This window comes from Cedecea sp. (assembly GCF_036500665.1).
In the GTDB taxonomy this organism is placed as follows: Bacteria; Pseudomonadota; Gammaproteobacteria; order Enterobacterales; family Enterobacteriaceae; genus Cedecea.
In genome coordinates this window covers 1-12,618 of record NZ_DASYBS010000179.1, presented here as the reverse complement: position 1 = coordinate 12,618, position 12,618 = coordinate 1, and the positions used below count along the sequence as shown (strand labels likewise).

Genomic DNA, 12,618 nt, shown 5'->3' with positions numbered 1-12,618 from the left:
AATGTCTTAAGACACTCCCCGCTAATTTTAAAGCAAACGGTGCTGAGCACCGTTCTTAATCACCTCGCCAAAACCTACCGAAATATGGTGTTGGTTTATTAGCGCTGATTTATGGGGATCCCTCAGCGCCGAAGCGGGTTTTTTATTTCAGGCGTATAGCACGATTACTCGTCGTTACCGCCCAAGCCTGCGTTCAGCAGCTCTGCCAGGCTGGCAGAAGCGTCTTCAGCAGTCACCTGAGGTGCCGCAGGGATTTCACCCGCTGCACGGCGACGCATACGATCCTGATGGTACGCATAACCGGTACCGGCCGGGATCAGACGACCCACGATAACGTTCTCTTTCAGGCCGCGCAGTTCGTCGCGTTTGCCCGCAACGGCTGCTTCGGTCAGCACTCGAGTGGTCTCCTGGAACGATGCCGCGGAGATGAAGGACTCGGTTGCCAGAGAGGCTTTGGTGATACCCAGCAGATCGCGCATGTAAGTCACGTTGATCTTGCCGTTCGCATCCAGTTCGCGGTTAGCGATCTTAATGCGTGAGTATTCAGCCTGCTCGCCTTCCAGGAAGTCGGAGCTGCCTGCGTTAACGATGGTTGCTTTACGCAGCATCTGACGAACGATAACTTCGATGTGTTTATCGTTAATCTTAACGCCTTGCAGACGGTAAACGTCCTGTACTTCGTTAGTAATATAACGAGTTACAGCGTACACGCCACGCAGACGCAGGATGTCGTGCGGAGACTCTGGACCATCGGAAACTACGTCACCACGTTCAACACGCTCGCCTTCGAACACGTTAAGCTGACGCCATTTCGGAATCATCTCTTCGTACGGCTCGCTACCGTCTACCGGGGTGATAACCAGACGACGTTTCCCTTTGGTTTCTTTACCGAAGGAAATGATGCCGCTGATTTCAGCCAGGATTGCCGGCTCTTTCGGACGACGGGCTTCGAACAGGTCCGCAACGCGTGGCAGACCACCGGTAATATCCTTGGTACCGCCGGATTCCTGAGGAATACGCGCCAGGGTGTCACCGGAGCTGATCTGAATGCCATCTTCCAGCTGAACAATCGCTTTACCCGGCAGGAAGTACTGAGCCGGCATATCGGTGCCAGGGATCAGAACGTCGTTGCCTTTAGCATCAACGATTTTCAGAGCAGGACGCAGGTCTTTACCACCCGCAGTACGCTCAGCGGAATCCAGAACGACCAGAGAAGACAGACCGGTCAGCTCGTCGGTCTGACGAGTAATGGTCTGGCCGTCAATCATGTCAGTGAAGCGGATGAAACCACTTACTTCGGTGATAACCGGCATGGTGTGTGGATCCCAGTTTGCTACGGTTTCACCGCCGGCAACCTGCTCGCCATCACCTTTCGCCATAACAGCACCGTAAGGCACTTTATAGCTCTCTTTGGTACGACCGAATTCGTCGATCAGCTTCAGCTCGGTGTTACGGGAGGTCACAACCAGTTTACCGCTGGAGTTCACAACCGACTTCGCGTTGCTGAGCTTGATGCTACCTTTGTTCTTAACCTGAATGCTGGATTCAGCAGCAGAACGGGATGCCGCACCACCGATGTGGAACGTACGCATCGTCAGCTGTGTACCAGGTTCACCGATGGACTGTGCCGCGATAACCCCGATAGCTTCACCTTTGTTGATGATGTGACCACGTGCCAGGTCGCGACCGTAGCAGTGTGCACACACGCCAAAGTCAGTTTCGCAACCTACTACGGAACGGACTTTCACGCTGTCAACAGAGTTAGCTTCCAGCAGGTCACACCACTGTTCGTGCAGCAGCGTGTTGCGTGGAACCAGGATATCAGCAGTGCCCGGCTTCAGAATGTCTTCAGCAGTCACACGGCCCAGTACGCGGTCACGCAGCGGCTCTTTAACGTCGCCACCCTCGATAACCGGCGTCATGGTGATGCCTTCCAGGGTGCCACAATCGTCTTCAGTGACGACCAGATCCTGGGCAACGTCTACCAGACGACGAGTCAGGTAACCGGAGTTCGCCGTTTTCAGTGCGGTATCCGCCAGACCTTTACGCGCACCGTGAGTGGAGATGAAGTACTGGAGTACGTTCAGACCTTCACGGAAGTTCGCGGTGATTGGCGTTTCGATGATGGAGCCATCTGGCTTAGCCATCAGACCACGCATACCGGCCAGCTGACGAATCTGCGCTGCAGAACCACGCGCACCGGAGTCGGCCATCATGTAGATGCTGTTGAAGGAAACCTGCTGCTCTTCGACGCCGTCACGGTTAATCACGGTTTCAGTTTGCAGGTTATCCATCATCGCTTTGGATACACGATCGTTCGCCGCAGCCCAGATATCGATAACTTTGTTATAGCGTTCGCCCGCGGTAACCAGACCGGACTGGAACTGCTCCTGGATCTCAGCAACTTCAGCTTCCGCTTCGCTGATGATCTCGTGTTTTTTCTCCGGGATGACCATGTCATCAATACCAACGGATGCACCTGAACGCGCTGCATAAGCAAAGCCGGTGTACATCGTCTGGTCCGCAAAAATAACGGTCGGTTTCAGGCCCAGAATACGGTAACAGGTGTTCAGCATCTTAGAGATTGCCTTTTTACCCAGCGCCTGGTTGACGATGGAGAAAGGCAGGCCTTTCGGTACGATCATCCACAGAATCGCACGGCCAACGGTCGTGTCGATCAGGCTGGTTTTCGCAACGAATGTGCCCTGAGCATCTTTTTCGTATTCGGTGATACGCACTTTAACGCGCGCATGCAGAGAGGCCAGGCCAGCGCGATAAATACGCTCAGCTTCTTTAGGGCCAGTCAGCACCATGCCTTCGCCTTTGGCGTTAACACAGTCACGGGTCATGTAGTACAGACCCAATACAACGTCCTGAGAAGGAACGATGATTGGCTCGCCGTTCGCTGGGGACAGGATGTTGTTGGTAGACATCATCAGCGCACGCGCTTCCAGCTGAGCTTCAAGCGTCAGCGGAACGTGTACCGCCATCTGGTCACCATCGAAGTCGGCGTTATAGGCCGCACAAACCAGCGGGTGCAGCTGGATAGCTTTACCTTCGATCAGAACAGGTTCAAATGCCTGGATACCCAAACGGTGCAGAGTTGGTGCACGGTTCAGCAGTACCGGGTGTTCGCGGATAACTTCGTCCAGGATATCCCAAACGACAGCTTCTTCACGCTCAACCATTTTCTTAGCAGCTTTGATGGTGGTCGCGAGGCCACGCAGCTCCAGCTTGCCGTAGATGAACGGTTTGAACAGCTCCAGCGCCATTTTCTTCGGCAGACCGCACTGATGCAGACGCAGGTATGGACCTACGGTGATAACAGAACGACCGGAGTAGTCAACACGTTTACCCAACAGGTTCTGACGGAAACGACCCTGCTTACCTTTGATCATGTCGGCCAAAGATTTCAGAGGACGTTTGTTAGAGCCGGTGATGGCACGACCGCGACGGCCGTTATCCAGCAGGGCATCTACCGCTTCCTGCAGCATACGTTTTTCGTTACGTACGATGATGTCTGGCGCAGCCAGATCCAGCAGACGCTTCAGACGGTTGTTACGGTTGATCACGCGACGGTACAGATCGTTCAGATCTGAAGTTGCGAAACGACCACCGTCCAGCGGTACCAGCGGACGCAAATCTGGCGGCAGAACCGGCAGAACGGTCAGGATCATCCACTCTGGTTTGTTACCAGACTGAACGAACGCTTCCAGCAGCTTGATACGCTTGGTCAGCTTTTTACGTTTGGTTTCAGAGTTGGTTTCGTTCAGCTCTTCGCGCAGAGTTTCACACTCTTGCTCCAGATCCATGCTCTTCAGCAGGGCCTGAATAGCTTCCGCACCCATCTTCGCGTCGAATTCGTCACCGAACTCTTCCAGCGCATCCAGATACTGCTCTTCAGTCAGGATCTGACGACGCTCGAGGTTGGTCATCCCGCCTTCGATCACAACATAAGATTCGAAGTACAGTACGCGCTCGATATCACGCAGCGGCATATCCAGCAGCAGGCCGATACGAGATGGCAGAGACTTCAGGAACCAAATGTGGGCAGTCGGAGAAGCCAGCTCGATGTGACCCATACGCTCACGACGAACTTTAGTCTGGGTAACTTCTACGCCACACTTCTCACAGATAACACCACGGTGTTTCAGGCGCTTGTACTTACCGCACAGGCACTCGTAGTCTTTTACTGGCCCAAAAATACGGGCGCAGAACAGACCGTCACGCTCAGGTTTGAACGTACGGTAGTTGATGGTTTCCGGCTTTTTAACTTCACCGAAAGACCATGAACGGATCATGTCTGGCGAAGCCAGAGCAATTTTGATCGCATCAAACTCTTCGGTTTTAGTTTGCGCTTTCAGAAACTTTAATAAGTCTTTCACGGATTTGCTCCCGTCGGAGTTAGCACTCTGTGATGCCCGGCGTTAGCCGGGCACCCTGGACCTTTTGAGCAACGATTACTCGTCTTCCAGCTCGATGTTGATACCCAGCGAACGGATTTCTTTCAACAGTACGTTGAAGGATTCCGGCATGCCCGGTTCCATCTGATGGTTGCCATCCACGATGTTCTTATACATCTTGGTACGGCCATTCACGTCATCAGACTTAACGGTCAGCATTTCCTGCAGGGTATAGGCAGCGCCATATGCTTCCAGCGCCCACACTTCCATCTCACCGAAGCGCTGACCACCGAACTGAGCCTTACCACCCAGCGGCTGCTGAGTAACCAGGCTGTAAGAACCGGTAGAACGCGCGTGCATCTTGTCATCAACCAGGTGGTTCAGTTTCAGCATGTACATGTAACCTACGGTTACCTGACGCTCAAACTGCTCACCGGTACGGCCGTCGAACAGGGTAATCTGGCCAGAAGATGGCAGACCGCCCAGTTGCAGCAGCTCTTTGATTTCCGACTCTTTTGCACCGTCGAATACCGGAGTAGCAATCGGCATACCTTTTTTCAGGTTTTCAGCCAGGCGCAGCACTTCATCGTCGGTGAAGGTGTTCAGATCAACCTTCTGACGAACGTCTGTACCCAGGTCATACGCTTTCTGGATGAATTCGCGCAGTTTGGCGACTTCCTGCTGCTGTTTCAGCATGGCGTTGATCTTCTCGCCGATGCCTTTTGCAGCCATACCCAGGTGGGTTTCCAGAATCTGACCGATGTTCATACGAGACGGTACGCCCAGCGGGTTCAGTACGATGTCTACCGGCGTGCCGTTTTCATCGTATGGCATATCTTCGATCGGGTTGATCTTGGAGATAACACCTTTGTTCCCGTGACGACCTGCCATCTTGTCACCAGGCTGGATCTGACGTTTAACGGCCAGATACACTTTCACGATTTTCAGCACGCCAGGTGCCAGGTCATCGCCCTGAGTGATTTTGCGGCGCTTGGCTTCAAGTTTCTTCTCAAACTCGTGCTTCAGCTCGTCGTACTGCTCTGCCAGCTGCTCCAGCTGGTTTTGCTTATCTTCGTCGGTCAGACCCAGTTCCAGCCAGCGATCGCGTGGCAGTTTGTCGAGCTTGTCAGCTTCAACGCCACCGGCAACCAGCACAGCATAGATACGGCTAAACAGACCAGCTTCGAGGATCTGCAGTTCTTCGGACAGGTCTTTCTTAGCCTGCTTCAGCTGCATCTCTTCGATTTCCAGCGCACGTTTGTCTTTTTCCACGCCATCGCGGGTGAAGACCTGAACGTCGATGACGGTACCGGACACGCCGTTTGGTACGCGCAGGGAAGAGTCTTTAACGTCAGACGCTTTCTCGCCGAAGATAGCGCGCAGCAGTTTCTCTTCTGGCGTCAGCTGGGTTTCACCTTTCGGCGTTACCTTACCAACCAGAATGTCACCACCGGTCACTTCGGCACCGATATAAACGATACCGGATTCATCCAGCTTGGAGAGCGCAGCTTCACCCACGTTAGGGATGTCGGCGGTGATCTCTTCTGGCCCCAGCTTGGTGTCACGAGACACACAGGCCAGTTCCTGGATGTGAATAGTCGTGAAACGATCTTCCTGAACCACACGCTCGGAGACAAGGATGGAGTCTTCGAAGTTGTAACCGTTCCACGGCATGAACGCTACGCGCATGTTCTGGCCAAGCGCCAGTTCACCGAGGTCGGTAGACGGACCGTCTGCCAGCACGTCGCCACGTTCGATTGGCTCACCCAGGGACACGCACGGCATCTGGTTGATGCAGGTGTTCTGGTTAGAACGGGTGTACTTGGTCAGGTTGTAGATGTCGATACCCGCTTCGCCCGGATACATCTCGTCTTCGTTAACTTTGATAACGATACGGGAAGCATCAACGTACTGAACGGTACCGCCACGTTTGGCTACGGCTGTAACGCCGGAGTCAACGGCTACAGCACGCTCCATACCGGTACCAACCAGCGGCTTATCAGCGCGCAGAGTTGGAACCGCCTGACGTTGCATGTTCGCACCCATCAATGCACGGTTGGCGTCATCGTGTTCCAGGAACGGGATCAGGGACGCACCGACGGAAACCACCTGCTGGGTGGAAACGTCCATGTAGTCAACCTGGTCGTTGCTGAACAAGCTGGATTCGCCTTTGCTACGGCAGGTAACCAGGTCGTCTACGAAACGGCCTTCTTCGTTCAGGTTGGTGTTCGCCTGAGCGATAACGTAGTTACCTTCTTCGATAGCAGACAGGTAATGAATTTCGTCGGTCACAACACCGTCAACAACGCGACGATACGGAGTCTCAAGGAAGCCGTATTCGTTAGTCTGTGCGTACACGGACAGGGAGTTGATCAGGCCGATGTTTGGACCTTCTGGGGTTTCGATTGGACACACACGACCGTAGTGGGTTGGGTGTACGTCACGTACCTCGAAGCCCGCACGCTCACGGGTCAGACCGCCCGGGCCCAACGCGGAGATACGACGTTTGTGCGTGATCTCGGACAGCGGGTTGTTCTGGTCCATGAACTGAGACAGCTGGCTGGAACCGAAGAACTCTTTCACCGCGGCAGAGATAGGCTTGGCGTTGATCATGTCCTGAGGCATCAGGGTATCCAGATCGCCCAGGGACAGACGCTCTTTCACCGCACGCTCAACACGTACCAGGCCAACGCGGAACTGGTTTTCCGCCATTTCGCCTACGGAACGGATACGACGGTTGCCGAGGTGGTCGATATCATCCACTTCGCCCTGGCCGTTACGAATACCGATCAGCTTGCGCATCACTTCGATGATGTCATCTTTGCTCAGGATACCGGAGCCTTCGATTTCATCACGCAGCAGAGAACGGTTGAACTTCATACGACCAACCGCGGACAGATCGTAGCGGTCTTCGGAGAAGAACAGGTTCTCGAACAGGCTTTCCGCTGCTTCACGCGTTGGTGGCTCACCAGGACGCATCATACGGTAGATTTCAACCAGCGCGCTCAGGCGGTCATTGGTTGGATCGACGCGTACGGTCTCGGAGATGTATGCACCATGATCAAGATCGTTGGTGAACAGCGTTTCGATGCGCTTGTGGCCTGACTGGCTCAGTTTAGCCAGCAGATCCAAAGACAGCTCCATGTTCGCCGGGCAAATCAGTTCGCCGGTCGATGCATCAACATAGTCTTTAGCCGCAACTTTACCCGCGATGTACTCAACCGGAACTTCGATATGCTTGATATCGTCTTTTTCCAGCTGGCGAATGTGGCGCGCGGTAATACGGCGGCCCTTTTCAACGTACACTTTGCCGTCAGCTTCGATGTCGAAGGATGCGGTCTCGCCACGAAGGCGTTCCGGCACCAGTTCCATCTGCAGCTTGTTGTCACGGATTTCGAAATTAACTTTCTCAAAGAACAGGTCAAGGATCTGCTCAGTGGTGTAGTTCAATGCGCGCAGGATGATAGTCGCAGGCAGTTTGCGGCGACGGTCAATACGCACGAACAGGTTATCTTTCGGGTCGAATTCGAAGTCCAGCCAGGAACCACGGTAAGGAATGATACGTGCGTTATACAGTACCTTCCCTGAAGAGTGGGTTTTACCTTTGTCACTGTCGAAGAACACGCCCGGGCTACGGTGCAACTGAGAAACGATTACGCGCTCAGTACCGTTGATAACGAAAGTCCCGTTGTCGGTCATGAGCGGAATTTCGCCCATGTAGACTTCTTGTTCTTTAATGTCTTTTACGGTGCCTTCCGGCGCTTCGCGCTCGTAGATCACCAGACGCAGTTTTACACGCAGCGGAGCAGAATACGTCACGCCACGGATTTGACATTCTTTAACGTCAAATACAGGTTCGCCCAGACGATAGCTAACATACTGCAGCTCAGAATTGCCGCTGTAGCTTGCAATCGGGAATACGGAGCGGAAAGCCGCTTCCAGACCGTACTGTCCTTCGGGATCTTGCTCGATGAACTTCTGGAACGAGTCAAGCTGGATAGAAAGGAGATAAGGAATGTCCAGTACTTGCGGACGCTTTCCAAAATCCTTACGAATACGTTTTTTCTCGGTATAGGAGTAAACCATTAGGGTTCCTCAGCTCGCTGACAAGTCGACCCATCTGCCCGTCGAAAGGGGCAGTTTATGCAACACTATTTTGTGGACCGGAAAGTGGAACACTTCCCGCAATACCTGTTTCTATCACTCTTAAACCATTTCATTACGCTTTACGCCGGAACTCCCGGTGTAGAAAGTCGCAGTATATTAAGGCGTCGATAGAGACATGCATTGAATGGAAACCAGCAGTCAAACAGTGTGAAACACTACTGGTACCCTACAGCGCAAAAAGGCTGGTGACTAAAAAGTCACCAGCCATCAGCCTAATTACTTAGGCTGCAACCGGAAGGGTTGGCTTATTTAACTTCAACTTCAGCGCCAGCTTCTTCCAGAGATTTTTTCAGAGCTTCAGCGTCGTCTTTGCTCACGCCTTCTTTCAGCGCAGCTGGTGCAGACTCAACCTGGTCTTTAGCTTCTTTCAGACCCAGGCCAGTTGCGCCACGAACTGCTTTGATTACGGCAACTTTGTTAGCGCCAGCAGCTTTCAGAATAACGTCGAACTCAGTTTTCTCTTCAGCAGCTTCAGCTGGGCCAGCAGCAACAGCTACAGCAGCAGCAGCAGAAACACCGAATTTTTCTTCCATTGCAGAGATCAGCTCTACAACGTCCATTACGGACATAGCGGATACTGCTTCAATGATTTGATCTTTAGTGATAGACATTTAAATTGTTCCTGAATATCAGAATAAGTTTATACGTAAGCGAATACTTGATAAAGACAACTGCGATTAAGCAGCTTCTTTTGCATCGCGTACAGCAGCCAGAGTACGAACCAGTTTGCCAGCCGAAGCTTCTTTCATGGTTGCCATCAGGCGTGCAATTGCTTCTTCGTAGGTCGGCAGAGTTGCCAGGCGGTCGATTTGCGACGCCGGGATCAGCTCACCTTCAAAGGCAGCGGCTTTGACCTCAAATTTTGCATTCGCTTTAGCGAAATCTTTGAACAGACGAGCAGCAGCGCCCGGGTGTTCCATAGAATATGCAATCAGGGTCGGACCAACGAACGCGTCTTTCAGGCACTCAAACTGAGTACCCTCAACAACACGGCGCAGCAAGGTGTTGCGAACAACACGCATGTAAACGCCGGCTTCGCGACCTGCTTTACGCAGTTCGGTCATTTTGTCTACAGTAACGCCACGGGAATCCGCAACTACTGCAGACAGCGCGCCTTTGGCTACTTCGCTGACTTCAGCAACAATCGCTTGTTTGTCTTGAAGATTTAAAGCCATTAGCTTTTGCTCCTGGGTTTTAGCCGGGACATAACGTCCCGAAACTCACTTCGCACTTAACCACAATGGAAAAGCGCGTCTACATACGGTGAGCAGAAACAAGCTAAAGACTATCTAAAAATATTCTTCAGGTTCTGTCACCGTCTACGCAGGGAATTAAGTCTCTTGCGAAACACCTGCGGTCTTGGACGGAGGCCTGGATAAGGCCAGGCTCCAACCGAAAATTCTTTGTGTCCTGTATAAACAGAACAACGGGCGTAAGATAATAGACTAATCTTTCGCCCGCGTAAAGGCGATTATTAGTTCGCCACTGCGTTCAGACCAGCCTGGTCAACCGCAACACCTGCACCCATGGTGGTAGAGATGCTAACTTTCTTGATGTACACGCCTTTCGCCTGAGATGGTTTTGCTTTTTTCAGCGCAACCAGCAGAGATTCCAGGTTTTCTTTCAGTTTGTCAGCGTCAAAGTCCACTTTACCGATGGTGGTGTGGATGATGCCGTTTTTGTCGTTGCGGTAACGAACCTGACCCGCTTTAGCATTTTTAACTGCTTCAGCAACGTTAGGGGTTACGGTACCCACTTTCGGGTTTGGCATCAGGCCGCGTGGACCCAGAACCTGGCCCAGCTGGCCAACAACGCGCATTGCATCCGGAGATGCGATAACAACGTCGAAGTTCATTTCGCCTTTCTTGATCTGGTCAGCCAGATCTTCCATACCTACCAGCTCTGCGCCAGCAGCTTTAGCTGCTTCAGCGTTAGGACCCTGGGCAAATACGGCTACGCGAACGGAGCGGCCAGTACCGTGCGGCAGTACAGTTGCACCACGTACGTTCTGGTCAGATTTACGAGCGTCGATGCCGAGGTTAACGGCAACGTCAACGCTTTCTACGAATTTAGCAGTGGCCAGCTCTTTCAGCAGAGCGATAGCTTCGTTGATGTCATACTGCTTAGTTGCATCAACTTTGTCACGGATCACGGACATGCGCTTGGTCAGTTTAGCCATTTCTTAGTCCTCCACTACCAGGCCCATGGAACGTGCAGTACCTTCAATGGAGCGAGTCATCGCTTCAATGTCGGAACCAGTCATGTCGGCAGCTTTGGTCTGCGCGATTTCCTGCAGCTGAGCGCGGGAAACTTTACCCACTTTGTCTTTGTTCGGCTTACCGGAACCAGACTTGATACCAGCCGCTTTCTTCAGCAGAACTGCTGCTGGAGGGGTTTTGGTAACGAAAGTGAAAGAACGGTCAGCGTAAACGGTAATAACAACCGGGATTGGCAGACCTTTTTCCAGGGATTCAGTTTTTGCGTTGAACGCTTTACAGAATTCCATGATGTTAACACCCTGCTGACCCAGAGCTGGACCAACTGGTGGACTTGGGTTCGCCATACCAGCTGCAACCTGCAGCTTGACGTAGGCTTGTACTTTCTTAGCCATTCTAAAATCCTCTGATTGGGTAATAGCGCCTCAAGAAGGCTCCCCGTGAATAAAACGTTTTATGTGTACAAGACACATAAAAACAAAAGGCGCGAAATTGTATGTCAATTTCGCGCCCTGTGCAATGAATAATCGCTGCTTAAACGATCAAATTATTAGGCTTTCTCGACCTGAGCAAAATCCAGTTCAACCGGTGTTGCACGACCAAAGATTGATACGGAAACCTTGAGGCGGCTCTTCTCGTAATCCACTTCTTCGACCACACCGTTGAAGTCTGCAAACGGGCCGTCGTTAACACGGACCATTTCACCCGGCTCGAACAACGTTTTCGGACGCGGTTTGTCACCAACCTGCTGCAGGCGGTTCATGATCGCATCCACTTCTTTATCGCTGATAGGCGCAGGACGATCGGAAGTACCACCGATGAAACCCATTACGCGTGGAACGCTACGCACCAGGTGCCAGCTTGCATCGTTCATCACCATCTGGACCAGAACATAGCCAGGGAAGAATTTACGTTCGCTTTTACGACGCTGGCCGCCACGGATTTCAACAACCTCTTCGGTTGGAACCATCACTTCGCCAAACAGCTCTTCCATGTTATGGAGTTTGATATGCTCGCGTAGCGAAGTCGCTACACGACCTTCAAAACCGGAAAACGCCTGAACGACGTACCAACGCTTTTTAGGGGCTTCAGACATCTCAGAACCTCAGGCCAGTAATAAAAGATACCAGGCGGACCAGAATACCATCCAGCCCCCACAAAATCAGTGACATCACAGCGGTAACCGCTGCCACGATTAAAGTGGTGTGCAGAGTTTCCTGGCGAGTAGGCCAAATAACCTTACGTACTTCAGTTCTCGCTTCACGAGCGAAGGCCACGGTTGCTTTGCCTTTTACCGTCAGCAGCGCAACACCACCTGCCGCCGCAATCAGAATTACCACAGCCAGTGCACGAAGCGGCAGAGTGATATCACGATAAATGTAGTTGCCCACGATTGCCACGAGCAGCAAAACGACTACTGCCAGCCACTTCATCGCTTCGAGGCCACGCCCGCTCCCTTGAGCTTCGGTATTCGCACTCATAAACCAACCTGTCACAATAAATCAGACAAACATTTTTGCCCCGCGCAGGCGAGGCAAACCAAACCGAATTGCTCTTTTCAGGCGCTATCCGGCATAAACGCCATCTTCAGAGCCTGTCTCAGCAATGATTATCGGTAAAAAATCACTGATGAGCCAGGTTCTGGTTCGAAAGCGTACAAAAAGGGCATCAAATGATGCCCTTTTCTTGCGCATTGCGTCAAATGTTATCAGCGATTAAGCGATAACTTTAGCAACAACGCCCGCGCCAACGGTACGGCCGCCTTCACGGATTGCGAAACGCAGGCCGTCATCCATCGCGATTGGGTGGATCAGGGTAACAACCATTTTGAT

Annotated in this window: 9 protein-coding genes; all 9 read right to left on the bottom strand. The window is 52.4% G+C overall.

What is annotated here, in order from left to right:
- Nucleotides 1-164: 164 nt before the first annotated feature.
- On the bottom strand, nt 165-4,385 hold the full coding sequence (gene rpoC / locus VGM55_RS26620; RefSeq protein ID WP_061278314.1) for a DNA-directed RNA polymerase subunit beta': 4,221 nt from the start codon (nt 4,383-4,385) through the stop codon (nt 165-167).
- A 75-nt stretch (nt 4,386-4,460) separates the two neighbouring features.
- Nucleotides 4,461-8,489 (bottom strand): DNA-directed RNA polymerase subunit beta, encoded by a 4,029-nt coding sequence (rpoB, locus tag VGM55_RS26615; RefSeq protein ID WP_154189519.1) that lies wholly within the window; start codon nt 8,487-8,489, stop codon nt 4,461-4,463.
- Between the two features lie 326 nt (nt 8,490-8,815).
- Nucleotides 8,816-9,181: a 50S ribosomal protein L7/L12 gene (rplL, locus tag VGM55_RS26610; RefSeq protein ID WP_331637250.1), complete on the bottom strand. Its 366-nt coding sequence runs from the start codon at nt 9,179-9,181 to the stop codon at nt 8,816-8,818.
- 66 nt (nt 9,182-9,247) lie between these two features.
- The gene (gene rplJ, locus VGM55_RS26605) at nt 9,248-9,745 is read right to left on the bottom strand and encodes a 50S ribosomal protein L10 (RefSeq protein ID WP_007704673.1); all 498 of its coding nucleotides are present in this window, start codon (nt 9,743-9,745) and stop codon (nt 9,248-9,250) included.
- Nucleotides 9,746-10,044: 299 nt separating this feature from the next.
- Nucleotides 10,045-10,749: a 50S ribosomal protein L1 gene (gene rplA, locus VGM55_RS26600; protein WP_154189520.1), complete on the bottom strand. Its 705-nt coding sequence runs from the start codon at nt 10,747-10,749 to the stop codon at nt 10,045-10,047.
- 3 nt (nt 10,750-10,752) lie between these two features.
- Nucleotides 10,753-11,181 (bottom strand): 50S ribosomal protein L11, encoded by a 429-nt coding sequence (gene rplK, locus VGM55_RS26595; RefSeq protein WP_008460147.1) that lies wholly within the window; start codon nt 11,179-11,181, stop codon nt 10,753-10,755.
- Nucleotides 11,182-11,336: 155 nt separating this feature from the next.
- Nucleotides 11,337-11,882 carry a transcription termination/antitermination protein NusG gene (gene nusG / locus VGM55_RS26590; protein ID WP_003862341.1) on the bottom strand — a complete coding sequence of 182 codons (546 nt, stop codon included), beginning with the start codon at nt 11,880-11,882 and terminating at the stop codon, nt 11,337-11,339.
- Between the two features lies 1 nt (nt 11,883).
- A complete protein-coding gene (gene secE / locus VGM55_RS26585; protein ID WP_008460146.1) occupies nt 11,884-12,267 on the bottom strand; it encodes a preprotein translocase subunit SecE in 384 nt (127 codons plus the stop codon).
- Between the two features lie 234 nt (nt 12,268-12,501).
- A partial coding sequence (locus tag VGM55_RS26580; protein ID WP_076995039.1) for an elongation factor Tu occupies nt 12,502-12,618 on the bottom strand: 117 nt, incomplete at its 5' end.